Origin of the sequence: Proteus sp. FME41 (genome assembly GCF_014897315.1) — a bacterium.
GTDB lineage: Bacteria > Pseudomonadota > Gammaproteobacteria > Enterobacterales > Enterobacteriaceae > Proteus.
Genome location: NZ_JABUYL010000026.1, coordinates 28,667 through 43,696 on the forward strand (window position 1 = coordinate 28,667; position 15,030 = coordinate 43,696).

At 38.5% G+C, this 15,030-nt stretch carries 15 protein-coding genes; 11 read left to right on the forward strand and 4 right to left on the reverse strand.

All coding sequences use genetic code 11. The features are described from left to right. Positions 1-24: 24 nt before the first annotated feature. The 7 genes from aroK (at position 25) to trpS (ending at position 6,148) form a co-directional block, all read left to right on the forward strand. Entirely contained in the window at positions 25-546 is a 522-nt protein-coding gene (gene aroK / locus INT04_RS17355; RefSeq protein ID WP_193017340.1) for a shikimate kinase AroK, read from the forward strand. Between the two features lie 53 nt (positions 547-599). Continuing rightward, the gene (gene aroB / locus INT04_RS17360) at positions 600-1,694 is read left to right on the forward strand and encodes a 3-dehydroquinate synthase (RefSeq protein WP_193017341.1); all 1,095 of its coding nucleotides are present in this window, start codon (positions 600-602) and stop codon (positions 1,692-1,694) included. 170 nt (positions 1,695-1,864) lie between these two features. Further along, positions 1,865-2,794, forward strand: coding sequence for an SPOR domain-containing protein (locus tag INT04_RS17365; protein WP_193017342.1), 930 nt, complete (start codon positions 1,865-1,867; stop codon positions 2,792-2,794). Positions 2,795-2,876: 82 nt separating this feature from the next. Continuing rightward, positions 2,877-3,692: an adenine-specific DNA-methyltransferase gene (dam, locus tag INT04_RS17370; RefSeq protein WP_193017343.1), complete on the forward strand. Its 816-nt coding sequence runs from the start codon at positions 2,877-2,879 to the stop codon at positions 3,690-3,692. A 44-nt stretch (positions 3,693-3,736) separates the two neighbouring features. Beyond that, positions 3,737-4,408 (forward strand): ribulose-phosphate 3-epimerase, encoded by a 672-nt coding sequence (gene rpe, locus INT04_RS17375; RefSeq protein ID WP_193017344.1) that lies wholly within the window; start codon positions 3,737-3,739, stop codon positions 4,406-4,408. After that, positions 4,408-5,118, forward strand: coding sequence for a phosphoglycolate phosphatase (locus INT04_RS17380; protein WP_193017345.1), 711 nt, complete (start codon positions 4,408-4,410; stop codon positions 5,116-5,118). The genes rpe and INT04_RS17380 overlap by 1 nt, the downstream gene beginning before the upstream one ends. Position 5,119: 1 nt before the next feature. Further along, positions 5,120-6,148 (forward strand): tryptophan--tRNA ligase, encoded by a 1,029-nt coding sequence (gene trpS, locus INT04_RS17385; protein WP_099076134.1) that lies wholly within the window; start codon positions 5,120-5,122, stop codon positions 6,146-6,148. Positions 6,149-6,230: 82 nt separating this feature from the next. On the opposite strand, the gene INT04_RS17390 is transcribed toward trpS, so the two are convergent. The 4 genes from INT04_RS17390 to sodA all read right to left on the reverse strand — a co-directional run bounded on the left by INT04_RS17390 (position 6,231) and on the right by sodA (position 8,346). After that, positions 6,231-6,512 (reverse strand): helix-turn-helix domain-containing protein, encoded by a 282-nt coding sequence (locus tag INT04_RS17390; RefSeq protein ID WP_088494199.1) that lies wholly within the window; start codon positions 6,510-6,512, stop codon positions 6,231-6,233. Beyond that, positions 6,493-6,822, reverse strand: a complete 330-nt coding sequence (locus INT04_RS17395; RefSeq protein WP_088494198.1) for a type II toxin-antitoxin system RelE/ParE family toxin — start codon at positions 6,820-6,822, stop codon at positions 6,493-6,495. The genes INT04_RS17390 and INT04_RS17395 overlap by 20 nt, the downstream gene beginning before the upstream one ends. A 111-nt stretch (positions 6,823-6,933) precedes the next feature. Then, on the reverse strand, positions 6,934-7,608 hold the full coding sequence (gene yiiM / locus INT04_RS17400; protein ID WP_193017346.1) for a 6-hydroxyaminopurine reductase: 675 nt from the start codon (positions 7,606-7,608) through the stop codon (positions 6,934-6,936). Positions 7,609-7,722: 114 nt separating this feature from the next. Then, positions 7,723-8,346 carry a superoxide dismutase [Mn] gene (gene sodA / locus INT04_RS17405; protein ID WP_193017347.1) on the reverse strand — a complete coding sequence of 208 codons (624 nt, stop codon included), beginning with the start codon at positions 8,344-8,346 and terminating at the stop codon, positions 7,723-7,725. Positions 8,347-8,718: 372 nt separating this feature from the next. Between sodA and acs the strand changes: the two genes are divergently transcribed. The 4 genes from acs to INT04_RS17425 all read left to right on the forward strand — a co-directional run bounded on the left by acs (position 8,719) and on the right by INT04_RS17425 (position 14,792). Then, positions 8,719-10,677: an acetate--CoA ligase gene (acs, locus tag INT04_RS17410; protein ID WP_193017348.1), complete on the forward strand. Its 1,959-nt coding sequence runs from the start codon at positions 8,719-8,721 to the stop codon at positions 10,675-10,677. Between the two features lie 159 nt (positions 10,678-10,836). Continuing rightward, on the forward strand, positions 10,837-11,148 hold the full coding sequence (locus tag INT04_RS17415; protein ID WP_193017349.1) for a DUF485 domain-containing protein: 312 nt from the start codon (positions 10,837-10,839) through the stop codon (positions 11,146-11,148). After that, the gene (locus INT04_RS17420; protein WP_193017350.1) at positions 11,145-12,800 is read left to right on the forward strand and encodes a cation acetate symporter; all 1,656 of its coding nucleotides are present in this window, start codon (positions 11,145-11,147) and stop codon (positions 12,798-12,800) included. The genes INT04_RS17415 and INT04_RS17420 overlap by 4 nt, the downstream gene beginning before the upstream one ends. 408 nt (positions 12,801-13,208) lie before the next feature. Further along, a complete protein-coding gene (locus INT04_RS17425; RefSeq protein WP_193017351.1) occupies positions 13,209-14,792 on the forward strand; it encodes a phosphoethanolamine transferase in 1,584 nt (527 codons plus the stop codon). The last annotated feature ends 238 nt before the right edge of the window (positions 14,793-15,030 follow it).

Here is a 15,030-nt window from a genome sequence, read left to right on the forward strand (position 1 = left end):
GAATATCTTAGTAATACCAAAAACATGGCAGAGAAACGTAATATCTTTCTGGTTGGGCCTATGGGTGCCGGCAAAAGCACTATTGGTCGTCAGTTAGCTCAACAACTTAGTATGGAGTTTTATGATTCCGATCAGGAAATTGAGCGGCGTACAGGTGCGGATGTAGGTTGGGTATTTGATGTAGAAGGCGAAGAAGGCTTCCGTCAACGAGAAGAGAAAATAATCAACGAACTCACTGAAAAGCAAGGCATTGTACTGGCAACAGGTGGCGGTTCGGTGAAATCGCGAGAAACCCGTAACAGACTATCTGCACGTGGTGTGGTTGTTTATTTAGAAACCAACATTGAAAAGCAACTCGCTCGTACCCAACGTGACAAAAAACGTCCTTTATTGCAAGGTGTTGAACCAGTGCGTGATGTCTTAGAGACATTAGCTGACGAACGTAATCCTCTTTATGAAGAGATTGCTGACATCACAATACATACTGATGATCAGAGTGCAAAAATTGTAGCCAATCAAATAATTGAACTATTAGAACAAAACTAATAGCTCAGCTACTTATATGGTTAAACAAAGACAATAAGAAAAAGGCCACTGTTATGGAAAAAATCACTGTCACATTAGGTGAAAGAAGCTATCCCATTACCATTGCTTCTGGCCTTTTTCATCAACCTGATACTTTTTTACCTCTAAAAGCGGGTCAGCAAGTCATGATAGTCACGAATGTGACACTTGCTCCACTCTATTTAGAAAAAGTAACAAATACCTTAAAAAACCAAGGTGTGCTGGTTGATAGCGTGATTTTACCCGATGGCGAACAGTATAAATCGCTTCAGATCATGAATGATGTCTTTACTGCATTATTAGAAAAAAATCACAATCGAGATACAACACTTATCGCACTTGGTGGTGGTGTTATTGGTGATTTAACTGGCTTTGCGGCAGCAAGCTATCAACGTGGTGTTCGCTTTATTCAAGTTCCAACCACACTGTTGTCACAAGTCGATTCTTCTGTTGGTGGAAAAACTGCGGTTAATCATCCTCTTGGGAAAAATATGATTGGCGCTTTCTACCAACCTGCTTCTGTGGTTGTCGATCTTGACTGCCTTGCTACATTACCTTCTCGTGAACTTTCATCCGGTTTAGCTGAAGTCATTAAATATGGCATCATTTTAGATAAAGATTTCTTTATCTGGCTTGAGAATAATATTGATAAACTTTTAGCTCTCGACCCAAAAGCCATGGCATTTTGTATCCGTCGTTGCTGTGAGCTTAAAGCGGAGGTTGTCGCTGCTGATGAAAAAGAAACTACTGGGTTACGTGCATTACTCAACCTAGGCCATACTTATGGTCATGCCATTGAAGCCCATATGGGATATGGTGTTTGGTTGCATGGTGAAGCCGTTGCTGCGGGTATGGTCATGGCCGCAAAAACAGCTCAAGCACTAGGTCAATTCACCGAAGAAGAAACACATCGCGTTATTCAATTACTTGAGAAAGCAAATCTCCCTGTCTGTGGCCCTGTTGAAATGACACCTGATGACTATTTACCTCATATGATGAGAGATAAAAAAGTCTCTGGTGGTAAATTACACCTTGTTTTACCAAAAGGTATCGGACAATCGGAATTGCGTGCGGATATTTCTCGCGAACAAGTCCACAAAGCGATAACATCTTGCATTAATGCAAATTAAGCTCCCCATTACCTGACTAGAGATAAACCAGAATATTCATTTAAGGATAATTCTGGTTAATATTGTCAAATGCAACGTTTCGGAAAAAGCGTTTCATCCTTATACTATGAGGTAATGGCTAAGGCTGAATAGAATATTTTTCGCTTTTTGACGCTCTGACGGAGGGCATAATGGACGAGTTCAAACCTGATAATGAAACTAAGGGTGATAGTTCACTCAAACCTGATACATCGGATAGACCTGAACGTCGAACTAGCCGACCTCGTGGCAACCCATTAAAAAATGCACGCTTCTCTGTATCCCGTCAGCAGATGATGATTGGCGTGGGTGTTCTGGTACTTATTCTTTTAATTATTGCAATAAGCTCAGCATTAAAATCACCAGAAACCACTCAACCGACCCCCCAAACAGGTACAGAAAGAAATATCGACCTGTCTCAACAACCATCATCCGTTACACCTTCAGAAAATGGCCAGCCATCAACACCTCAAGCTATTTCTGGACAAGAGATACAGCCAGTAACACCACCTTCACAAAATTTACCACCAATGATTGATTCTCAAGGCCAGCGTGTTGAGATCCCTGGTGATATTGTTGATTCGTTAAATCAACAACAAGCAGGAATTAATCAAGCAACTAATCAGCAGCCGTTAACTGCCCAGCAACCAAAACCTGAGCAACCAGTTACACAGCCCCCTGCGACCAAGCCTGTACAAAAACCTGCTGAAGTGAAAACACCAACAATAAAACCGGTAACACCACCAGCAACCACACAACCTAAACCGACTACTAAGCCCGTTGTTTCAGGTTCATTATCTGCGGGTAATTTAAGTTCTATTCCTGCGTCAAACTACACATTGCAGTTAAGTGGAGCGAGTCGCCAAGACACCTTAGAGGCTTTCGCTAAAAAGAACCTCAATGGAAACTACGCTATCTATAAAACTCAGCGTAATGGTAACCCATGGTATGTACTCATCTATGGTAACTATCGTAATATAAGTGAAGCTAAACAGGCTGTTTCTTCATTACCTGCACCGGTACAAGCGAAACAACCTTGGGTTAGACCGATGAAACATGTTCATCAGGATCTAAAAAAATAATTAAGACGAGGTTCACCGCTGATATGCTGTCTGAAACAGAGTACAATCGGCGACTCTGAAACGATTGAGAAATTTGGACGGCATGAAAAAAAAACGCGCATTCCTAAAATGGGCTGGTGGTAAATATCCTTTGGTGGATGATATAAAACGTCATCTACCCGAGGGTAACTGTTTAATTGAACCTTTTATGGGTGCCGGTTCTGTCTTTTTAAATACAGAATACGATTCATATATTCTTGCCGATATAAATAGTGATCTAATTCACCTCTATAATACGGTAAAGCATCATCCTGAAAAATTTATGAAGGATGCCCGCTTATTATTTACCCCTCAAATGAATATCGCAGAAGAGTTTTACCAACTACGGCAAGAATTTAACCGTTCAACTGACGCTTATCAACGTAGTGTGTTATTTCTCTATCTTAACCGTCATTGCTACAATGGGTTATGCCGCTATAATTCAAAAGGTGAATATAACGTCCCTTTTGGTCGTTATAAAAAGCCGTATTTTCCTGAAACAGAGTTACTTTGGTTTTCTGAAAAGGCACAAAAAGCGGTATTTGTTTGCCAAAACTATTCATCAACCATGACAAATGCAGAGAAAGGTTCCGTCATTTATTGCGATCCGCCTTATGCACCATTATCGCCTACTGCAAATTTCACGTCATACCATACAAATAGCTTTAGTTTTCAAGAACAGGAACATCTGGCTCAACTCGCCTCAATGCTGGCTTACGAGAGACAGATACCCGTGTTAATATCAAATCATGAGACTGCGTTGACAAAAGAGTGGTATGTAGACGCAAAAGAGCTACACAGTGTGAAAGTCCGAAGAACAATCAGTAGCAACACACTCGGTCGTAGCAAAGTGAACGAATTACTTGCCTTATATAAATAATCGTTAACACCTCCCGACAATGGGAGTGTTGTCTGGAGAATGCGATGAAAGACTTTCTGATTGCCCCTTCTATTTTATCTGCTGATTTTGCGCGTCTTGGTGAAGATACTGAAAAAGTGCTTGCTGCTGGCGCGGATGTTGTCCATTTCGATGTCATGGATAATCACTATGTTCCCAATCTGACGTTTGGTGCGCCAATTTGTAAAGCGCTACGTAAATATGGGATCACTGCACCGATTGATGTTCACTTAATGGTAAAACCCGTTGACCGCATCATTCCTGATTTTGCAGAAGCTGGTGCAACTTATATTTCATTTCATGCTGAAGCCAGTGACCACGTTGACCGTACTATTCAATTAATCAAAGATTGTGGCTGTAAAGCGGGTTTGGTACTTAATCCTGCAACCCCTTTAAACTATCTTGATTATGTTATGGATAAATTAGATCTTATTTTGCTCATGTCTGTTAACCCAGGCTTTGGTGGTCAATCATTTATTCCTAACACGCTCGATAAATTACGCCAAGTTCGTAAGATGATTGATGATGGCGGTTATGATATTCGTTTAGAAATTGATGGCGGTGTCAAAGTCGATAATATTGCTGAAATAGCCCAAGCTGGTGCGGATATGTTTGTTGCTGGCTCTGCTATTTTCAATCAACCTGACTATAAGCATGTTATCGACAATATGCGCCGTGAATTAGAAAAGGTATCGTAATGATAGATAAAAAACTCAAAGGTATTCGTGCTATCGCCTTTGATCTTGATGGCACACTTACCGACAGCGCAGTTGGGCTGACAGAAGCCACGGATTACGCATTAAAAGCAAAAGGCTTTCCACCTGCAGGTAAGCATAATGTCACCATCTGGGTGGGTAATGGCGTTGATATGTTACTCACGCGTGCTTTACATAACGCGGGTATTGAAGATGTCACAGCCCCCTTATTAAAAGAGATGCGTGACCTTTTTGATGAACATTATGCAACTTCCGTTAAAACAGGCAGTGATTTATTTCCACACGTTAAAGAAACCCTTGAAGTATTAGCTTCACATAATATTCCACTGGGTATTGTCACCAATAAACCTTCGCCATTTATTGCCCCTCTATTACAACAACTGGAAATTGATAACTATTTTTCCTTAGTGTTAGGTGGCGATGATGTCAAAGAAAAAAAACCACATCCATCACCATTATATTTAACAATGGGCATTTTTGGTGTTAAAAAGGAAGAACTCCTTTTTGTTGGGGATTCGCGCAACGATATTATTGCGGCACAAGAGGCACAATGCCCTTGCGTAGGATTAACCTATGGTTATAACTATGGTTTACCTATCGCAGACAGTAAACCTGATTATACGCTTAATAATTTTGCTGATTTGCTCTCAATCCTCGACATCACGCCAATGACAACTGTGGAACAGAACTAACATGACGACTTCAGTAGAAAAAACGGCACAAAAGCCAATTGTATTCAGTGGTGCACAACCTTCTGGTGAATTAACTATCGGAAACTATATGGGTGCACTGCGTCAGTGGGTACAAATGCAAGATGATTATGACTGCATTTACTGTATCGTTGACCAACACGCTATTACCGTCCGTCAAGATCCAAAAGAATTAAGAAAAAGAACCTTAGATACACTGGCGCTTTATCTTGCTTGCGGTATTGATCCCGAAAAAAGCACTATCTTTGTTCAGTCACATGTTCCACAACATGCTCAATTAAGCTGGGCACTCAATTGCTACACCTATTTTGGTGAATTGAGCCGAATGACTCAATTTAAAGATAAATCAGCGCGTCATGCTGAAAATATCAATGCGGGATTATTCGATTATCCTGTATTGATGGCAGCGGATATTCTTATCTATCAAACTAATCAAGTCCCTGTGGGTATTGATCAAAAACAGCATCTTGAATTAAGCCGAGATATTGCGCAGCGTTTTAACGCGATTTATGGCGATATCTTCACTGTACCAGATCCTTTTATTCCAAAAGGCGGTGCTCGTGTAATGGCATTACAAGATCCAACTAAAAAAATGTCTAAGTCTGATGATAACCGTAATAACGTTATCGCATTGCTTGAAGATCCAAAAGCAGCAGCTAAAAAGATCAAACGTGCAATGACAGACTCAGAAGAGCCACCTCGTGTTATTTACGATCTTGAAAATAAAGCGGGTGTGTCTAACTTACTCGATATTTTAGCGGGTGTTACAGGTAAAACTATTCCTGAATTAGAAGCTGAATTTGAAGGCCAAATGTACGGTCATCTAAAAGGTGCTGTCGCTGATGCAGTCTCTGAAATGCTAACTAATATTCAAGAGCGCTTTAATACATTCCGTAATGATGATGCGCTGCTTAATAAAATCATGAAAGAGGGTGCTGATAAAGCGAAAGCTCGTGCTCAAGCAACCTTAGATAAGGTTTATGACGCAATCGGATTTATTGCACATCCGTAATTTTTCGTTAATACATAAAAAAACACCCCAAAGTTGGTGTCCAACTTTTGGGGTGCAGTTCATTTTTAGGGAGGTGTTTTTTTTAGTAAAGAGGGATTATTGGGTTCTTAATACCACAAGCGTACGCATATCTCGCTAAGGTATCTACACTCGCTTTAGTAATATTATTTTCTATTCTGGTAATTACGGGTGGTGTTACACCCATTCGCTCAGCAACTTGTGCTTTTGTCAGATTATCGCGTTTACGCCATTGGGCCAATGTGTCTCTCAATTTTTCCTTGCGTGTTTCATCATCCCAAGCCACACGATATTCTTCATCTTCCATCATCTCATTATGTAATTCTTTATGACTTCTCAATTTCATTGAGCACCTCCATCAATCGTTTTTGGGCGATCTCAATCTCTTTCTTTGATATTTTTTGTGTTTTCTTAATAAAGACACGAAGCATAATAATTGTATTTCTTTTATGGTATATCCATATGCCTCTAGCAATATCAGTACCCATAGTACGGATCTCGAAAAGACCATTCCCTAAATATTTTGTATCAGGCTCTCTTAATAAACGAGCATCGTGTTCTATCTTAGTAATAAGTTTATCGTATTTAACTCGTATTTGAATAGGTAACTCTAATACTTCATTCCAAGCATTTGGGTGGTATAAAATCTCAAACACAAGCTTTTCCTTAACTTAAAATTAGCCTACAAGCTAATTTTATGCAAGGTTAAATTAGTCCACAAGCTAATTTTTATTAATAATAACATTAATTATCAATAAGTTAACTATTTACTCCTTAAATAACCGCCGATTAAAACTCTCAATGGTTTGATTTTGTAGTCTTAACTGCATAGTTTTACTCCAACTAGCTGATAATCCGGCGGCACTTAATAGACGATGATAAAGCTCTTCATCGAATGGCATATGAAAAGCAATCGAAATCGCTTCTTTAACAGAGACATCACTGTTTCTTGAAACCAAGACAAGCGGATGATGACTGCCTGTTTCACCTGTACTCACAACACGATATAACCAACCACAATAACCACTATCTTGCATAATTTGCGAAAAGTTACTGACTTCTGTCACCGTGTTAAGTTTGTAGCAAGGAGAGCGAGGTTGAGTAACTTGAATTAATGCTGTTCCCCACTGATAAATATCACCAATAAAGACATTTTCTTCTGTCATGCCTGTTGTTGAGATATTTTCACCAAAAGCAGGGGCATTAAAAAAATCTATTAAATGAGGGAACTGTTCAGCCCAATATTGATAGTGCTCTTGGGGATAATGGCATAACGCACGGTCTGGCCCACCATGAAAGCTCTTTTCTGCTTGCTCATCGCCCTCTAATCCTAACGAAGTGAGTTTGATATGGCCATCCACCAGCCTTTTGGTGATCGCACTGGTAAACCCATTAGACGTCGTTGTGATGTTGCCAATAAAAACACTAGGAAAATAACGCATAGCTCACGCCCTAAACAGAAAAGAATAACCCATAGTAAAGAGAGTGCGCTAAAGAAACAATGCCGACAATTGTCGGCATTGAAAATAGAAAAAGAAAGATGTTATCTAATTCAATTACGCTTTGCTCTGAAAACGTTTTTGCGCTTCGTCCCAGTTAACCACTGACCAGAATGCTTTAATATAATCAGGGCGGCGATTTTGATATTTCAAGTAGTAAGCATGTTCCCACACATCTAACCCTACAATTGGGTAACCAGATGCGCCCGCCAACTCTTCACCCATTAATGGGCTATCTTGGTTTGCAGTAGAAACGACTGCAAGTTTGCCATCATCTTTTAATACTAGCCAAGCCCAACCTGAACCAAAACGGCTTGCAGCCGCTTTTTCAAATAATTCTTTAAAAGCATCAACATTACCAAAATCACGCTCAATGGCGTCTTTTAGTGAACCTTGTAATTGCGTTCCTAGTTTTAAACCTTTCCAGAATAAAGAGTGGTTAGCATGACCACCGGCATTATTACGTAAAAAAGTACGTTGATCAGCAGGCACTTTATGAAGGTTTTTTACCAACTCATCAATCTCTAAGCCCACAAGCTCTGGTAATTTTTCCAATGCTGTGTTGGTGTTATTCACATAGGTTTGATGATGCTTAGTATGGTGAATTTCCATTGTACGCTCATCAAAATGAGGCTCTAACGCATCATAGGCATAGGGCAGTGTAGGTAATGTATAGCTCATATTAATCTCCAGTGCTGTTTTATCTTGGATCACACCATGTGATTTATCTTTTCATTTCATTATAGTGAAAAAAACGTTAATGAAAATCATTATCATATCCATATTATTTTTGTGGTTTTTTTATTCAGCACAATTTAATTAATTTTCACAGTATATTATTTTAATTTAAAAGCCATTAATTAAATAAATATTCTATTAAACAAGTAAATGATAGATTAATAATGCATAACTTGCTTTAGCACTAATTGAACATTCCATGAAAATCATTTCCATTAATTCGTGATCTTCTGCGCAAAAAAGAAACAATGTTTATTTAGCCTCTTTTGTTAACGACTTTTTGACATAGTATTAACAATAGTGAGGAGAACTATTATGACAAAAATAAACCAACATCATATTCCTGCAAGCATTGCAGAACACGCCCTGATCAATAAAGAGCAATACCAAAAAGAGTATGAATTATCCATCAAAAACCCAGAGGCCTTTTGGGCAGATAAAGGGAAAATCATTGATTGGATAAAACCATATACCGTGGTAAAGAATACTTCTTTTGACCCAGGCCATGTACTCATTCGCTGGTTTGAAGATGGTCAGCTAAATATCAGTCAAAACTGTCTTGATCGCCACCTTAAAACACGAGGAGATCAAGTCGCCATTATTTGGGAAGGTGACTCACCGAATGAGTCGAAAAAAATCACTTACCGACAACTCCATCAAGATGTTTGCCAGTTCGCTAACGTATTAAAAAACTTAGGTATTAAAAAAGGCGATGTTGTGGCGATTTATATGCCGATGGTGCCAGAAGCCGCGGTTGCTATGCTCGCTTGTACTCGTATTGGAGCTATCCATTCTGTCATTTTTGGCGGTTTCTCTCCTGAAGCTGTTGCAGGTCGGATCATCGATTCAAAAGCTAAATTAGTGATCACAGCTGATGAAGGATTACGTGCGGGTCGCGCTATCCCGTTAAAGAAAAATGTTGATGATGCTTTAAATCATGCCGATATCCCTCCTATCAATCATGTAGTGGTATTTCGTCGAACAGGACATACCGAACAATGGATTGAAGGACGTGATGTTTGGTGGGATGAAATCATTCAAGGTGTCAGCACAGAATGTGATGTTGAAGTTATGGATGCAGAAGATCCTCTCTTTATTCTGTATACCTCTGGTTCAACAGGTAAACCTAAAGGTGTACTACACACAACAGGGGGCTATCTCGTTTATGCCTCAATGACCTTTAAATACACCTTTGATTATCACGAAGGCGATATTTATTGGTGTACCGCTGACGTGGGTTGGGTAACAGGACACAGCTACTTACTGTATGGTCCTCTTTCAAATGGTGCCACTACCGTTATGTTTGAAGGTGTTCCTAATTATCCATCAGTTAATCGTATGGCTCAGGTTGTTGATAAACATCAAGTCAATATTCTGTACACTGCTCCCACAGCAATTCGTGCATTAATGGCTGAGGGTGATAAAGCGATTGAAGGTACTCAACGCACCTCTCTGCGTATTCTAGGCTCCGTAGGTGAGCCCATTAACCCAGAAGCATGGGAATGGTTCTATCAGAAGATGGGACGTAGCCAATGTCCTATTGTTGATACCTGGTGGCAAACAGAAACCGGCGGTTTCATGATAACCCCATTACCGGGTGCTATGGATCTAAAACCCGGCTCAGCGACACGTCCTTTCTTCGGCGTTCAGCCTGCAATTGTCGATAATATGGGAGAAGTACAACAAGGCGCTTGTGAAGGTAATTTAGTAATTACTGATTCTTGGCCGGGTCAAGCAAGAACACTTTTTGGTGATCACGACCGTTTTGAGCAGACTTATTTCTCTACCTTTAAAGGTATGTATTTCTCTGGTGATGGTGCTCGCCGCGATGAAGATGGTGATTATTGGATAACAGGGCGAGTTGATGATGTCTTGAATATTTCAGGTCACCGTTTAGGAACAGCAGAGATTGAATCCGCTCTTGTTGCACATCCTAAGATTGCTGAAGCCGCAGTAGTCGGTGTTCCTCATAATATTAAAGGACAAGCCATTTATGCATATGTCACTTTAAACCATGGCGAAGAGCCAACCCCTGAGCTCTATACTGAGGTTCGTAATTGGGTGCGTAAAGAAATAGGCCCCATTGCAACACCAGATATTTTACACTGGACAGATTCCTTACCCAAAACACGGTCAGGAAAAATTATGCGCCGTATCTTGCGTAAAATAGCCTCTGGCGACACAACTAACCTCGGAGATACCTCAACACTCGCCGATCCAGGTGTTGTAGAGAAACTGTTAGAAGAAAAACAGTCTCTATCACTTACCGCTTAGTGCACAACAACATAGCAGTCATTTAAAAACGTGATACGACAATGCAAAGGCATGAAAAATGCCTTTGCTGGGCTCTCTTACCTGAAAATCATGGAATGCGGGGGATTTAAACCTCTAAATCGAGTGATAAACCAAACAATTATATAGAGGAGAACTCTGATGAATGACAATATTTATCAAGAGATAGCAAATAACCCTCGCTTTAAAGAACTGGTTAAAAAACGTAGTCGTTTTTCATGGACACTTTCAATTATTACGCTTGTTATGTATGTCTCATTTATCTTACTTATTGCGTTCTATCCACAATGGTTAGGCACACCTCTCTATGAAGGAAGTTACATTACACGAGGTATTCCCATTGGTATTGGCTTAATCATTGCTTCATTTTTACTCACCGGTATTTACGTTATCAAAGCCAATACAGTGTTTGACAAACTTACCGCCGATATTATTGAAGAGGTAGAAAAATGAGAACGTTAATCAATGCTATAAGCTTAATTTTCCTCTCTTCAACGATAGCGTACGCAGCTGCAATAACAGAAGGAGGTGAAAAACAACCAATGAATATTCAGGCCATTATTATGTTCCTGATCTTTGTGGGATTGACACTTTATATCACTTATTGGGCTTCTAAACGTACTCGCTCTCGCGCTGATTACTACACCGCGGGAGGAAAAATTACAGGATTTCAAAATGGAGTCGCGATTGCAGGTGATTTTATGTCTGCGGCTTCCTTTTTAGGGATATCTGCACTGGTTTATACCTCTGGCTATGATGGCCTTATTTATTCAATTGGGTTTCTTATTGGTTGGCCCATTATTCTCTTTATCATTGCTGAACGCTTGCGTAATTTGGGGCGCTATACCTTTGCTGATGTTGTCTCTTATCGATTAAGTCCTAAGCCGATTAGAACACTCTCTGCGGTTGGTTCACTGGTGGTGGTTGCACTTTACCTAATTGCACAAATGGTTGGCGCAGGAAAATTAATTGAGCTGCTATTTGGCTTAAATTACCATATTGCTGTCGTACTGGTCGGTATTCTCATGGTGCTGTATGTTTTATTTGGTGGCATGTTAGCAACCACTTGGGTGCAAATCATTAAAGCCATTTTATTACTTGCTGGTGCCAGCTTTATGGCTGTTATGGTGATGAAAACCGTAGATTTTAATTTCAATACCTTATTTAAAGAAGCCGTGAGTGTTCATTCAAAAGGGTTTTCTATTATGAGCCCAGGTGGCTTAGTTTCAGACCCTATTTCTGCCCTTTCATTAGGCCTTGCTTTAATGTTTGGTACTGCGGGTCTTCCTCATATTATCATGCGCTTCTTTACCGTTAGTGATGCCAAAGAAGCCCGTAAGAGCGTCTTCTATGCAACAGGTTTTATCGGTTATTTCTATATTCTTACTTTTATCATTGGTTTCGGCGCTATCTTACTCGTTAGCCCTAATCCTGTGTTCAAAGATGCCGCCGGTGCTTTAATTGGCGGTACAAATATGGCAGCCGTTCATTTAGCGGATGCCGTTGGGGGCAATTTCTTTCTTGGTTTTATCTCAGCAGTTGCTTTTGCTACCATATTAGCCGTTGTTGCTGGGTTAACTTTAGCCGGTGCTTCAGCGGTTTCTCATGATCTCTATGCTAATGTCATTAAAAATGGTCATGCCGATGAGCGCAAAGAACTTAACGTTTCCAAAATCACTGTCGTAATATTGGGAATTGTCGCTATTGGTTTAGGTATTTTATTTGAAAAGCAAAATATCGCCTTTATGGTGGGGCTTGCTTTCTCAATAGCAGCAAGTTGTAACTTCCCAATCATCTTATTATCAATGTATTGGAAAGGGCTGACAACACGAGGTGCCGTAGTTGGGGGGTGGTCTGGTTTATTGATTGCAGTAACATTGATGATCTTAGGGCCTACAATTTGGGTAAGTATTTTGGGCCATGAAAAACCTATCTATCCTTATGAATATCCAGCTTTATTTTCAATGATTATCGCTTTCGTTGTTTCATGGTTCTTCTCAATCACAGATAAATCATCTTTGGGTGAGCAAGAAAAAATGAAATTCCAAGCACAATTTATTCGTTCTCAAATTGGTTTAGGGGCTGAACAAGGTAAAGAGCACTAAAAACCACCTCTCTCTTGCAATAAAAATGCCCATCCTTTTACAACAAAAGTGGGCATTTTTTATTTTTATAACGAGACTATTTCATTCTATTTCTACTATTTACTTATTTAGTAATAATTATAATTTTTAAATACATATCTATACGATTATTTAATAAATCAACCATTAATTAATTTAACACTAAAATAGATATATAAAATAAAACAAAATCAATAGATTATAAAAATCAGAAACCTTTGTTTTTTTAATTTATGGCGAGATATATATTAAAAAGAGTCATTTATCCCGATAAAAATCGCAATAATGTTAATTTCAGACACATTTCAGTTAAACAAGGCTTGTATTGTCAAAAAGTAAATGGTTAACTTTTTGTTCTACATAAGAAGAGGTGACAGTTTTAAATAGATTATGTCTCGATTAACTCATTGCTTACTTTTATTACTTTTATCAATAGCACCTGCAATATTAGGTGGCTCAACTCTTTATATAGAGCAAAAACTCTATATTGTTCTTATTGGTTGGCTAATTATGTTGATATGCAGTGGGATCTATCGTTCTTTTCTTGGAAAAATAGTGACCTTTATTATTAGCGCACTATGGTCTTTAAACCTTTCTATTTCTTTATTTTTCTATCGTGAACACGATATTTCTTTTTCATCTTCTATTGCTGAAACTTTTATTAATACTAACGGTAGTGAAACTGTTGGTATGCTTTATTATAATAAGTACTATGTCTTATTTTATCTCTGTATCTTTATAATCTACTACTTTCTTATCCATAAAAGTGCTCAATTTTTTAATATAAAAACCACACAAAAGAGTTTGATTGCACTTGTTATATTAACAGCCATTATTCCTATATATAAAAGTTTAGCACTAAGAACAGATAATAATAGTAAGTTACTCGCTGAATATGCACTCCTTAGTACCCCTTTTTATAATGCAGCAGCTTTAGTAAGAACTTTTCATGAAAACCGTCAAATAAGAAAGATCGCCTCTCAAGAGGTAGTGCATCAATATAGTAAAAATAATGATAATACAGAAATTTACATCCTTATTATTGGTGAATCTGTTCGTCGCGATCATTTAGGTATCTACGGTTATCCTTATGATACAACACCAAATTTAAGGAAAGAAAAGAGTAACTTGATCCTTTTTAATCAAGTTTACTCTCCGGCACCAGTCACAATACTTTCAGTTCCAATATCACTCTCAAATATTGGTTTAGAACAATTACAAGATAAAAGTCATTATGCGGATAATATTGTTTCTCTCGCCAATCATGCTGGATTCAAAACGTATTGGTTAAGTAATCAAGGGAAAGGGAGTCAAAAAACAAGCGTAATTTCTGTTATTGCTAATATGGCTCAGAATAAAAAATGGAATGAGTTTATTGGTTATGATGAAGAGCTACTTCCTTATCTAGATAAAACACTTAATGAGCCATCCACACAGAAAAAGCTTATTATTTTACATACTTATGGTAGTCATGAACCAGCTTGTAACCGATTTCCAAGCCAAGATTTAAAGAAATTCACACAACAAGAAGACGATAACTGTTATGACAGCTCTATCGCTTATACAGATAAGTTAATTAATAACATTATTGAAAGAGTAAAAGGTAAACCTGCCACCATACTCTACTTTGCCGATCACGCTTTACAGCGTCTCGATAAAAATAGAGAGGTTCGTTACCATCATGGTGTAAATACACCTCGTAAAGAAGCCTATGATATTCCTTTATTTATCTGGTATAGCCCATCAACAACTCAACCTGTTATTAGCAACGAGATTTTGAGTCAGCCATATTCTACAGCGAACAACTATTGGCTCTTAAGCAGTTGGTTAGGTATAGAGCATCATTCACCAAATAAATGCTATTCACCATTAAGTGATTGCTATCAGCCCACATTACCTACAATGGTTATTGATGGTAATAAAAACCTCTTAAACTATGATTTATTGAGTTCAGAAGAACAAGAACCTCAATAATAAATAGTGTATTTTTTTTGTTTTGTATTTTAAATTTAAAAAATAAAATCTAACTTAGATATAAAGAGGGGATTAAGCTTACTTTAAATTTTTTTAGTATAACGATACAGCGTTAATACCTTTCGTAAAATAGAGATATCTTGTTCACTATGCGCTTTACCAGCACTTACCGGAGTTAAAGCAATTAAATAGAATGGGAATTGAGCAGTTTTCTCGTTGGAGTGAAGGCATTATGACA

Coding starts and splice junctions, on each gene's coding strand:
- aroK (WP_193017340.1), top strand. CDS start 25: ATGGCAGAGAAACGTAATATCTTTCTGGTTGGGCCTATGGGTGCCGGC.
- aroB (WP_193017341.1), top strand. CDS start 600: ATGGAAAAAATCACTGTCACATTAGGTGAAAGAAGCTATCCCATTACC.
- INT04_RS17365 (WP_193017342.1), top strand. CDS start 1,865: ATGGACGAGTTCAAACCTGATAATGAAACTAAGGGTGATAGTTCACTC.
- dam (WP_193017343.1), top strand. CDS start 2,877: ATGAAAAAAAAACGCGCATTCCTAAAATGGGCTGGTGGTAAATATCCT.
- rpe (WP_193017344.1), top strand. CDS start 3,737: ATGAAAGACTTTCTGATTGCCCCTTCTATTTTATCTGCTGATTTTGCG.
- INT04_RS17380 (WP_193017345.1), top strand. CDS start 4,408: ATGATAGATAAAAAACTCAAAGGTATTCGTGCTATCGCCTTTGATCTT.
- trpS (WP_099076134.1), top strand. CDS start 5,120: ATGACGACTTCAGTAGAAAAAACGGCACAAAAGCCAATTGTATTCAGT.
- INT04_RS17390 (WP_088494199.1), bottom strand. CDS start 6,512: ATGAAATTGAGAAGTCATAAAGAATTACATAATGAGATGATGGAAGAT.
- yiiM (WP_193017346.1), bottom strand. CDS start 7,608: ATGCGTTATTTTCCTAGTGTTTTTATTGGCAACATCACAACGACGTCT.
- sodA (WP_193017347.1), bottom strand. CDS start 8,346: ATGAGCTATACATTACCTACACTGCCCTATGCCTATGATGCGTTAGAG.
- acs (WP_193017348.1), top strand. CDS start 8,719: ATGACAAAAATAAACCAACATCATATTCCTGCAAGCATTGCAGAACAC.
- INT04_RS17415 (WP_193017349.1), top strand. CDS start 10,837: ATGAATGACAATATTTATCAAGAGATAGCAAATAACCCTCGCTTTAAA.
- INT04_RS17420 (WP_193017350.1), top strand. CDS start 11,145: ATGAGAACGTTAATCAATGCTATAAGCTTAATTTTCCTCTCTTCAACG.
- INT04_RS17425 (WP_193017351.1), top strand. CDS start 13,209: ATGTCTCGATTAACTCATTGCTTACTTTTATTACTTTTATCAATAGCA.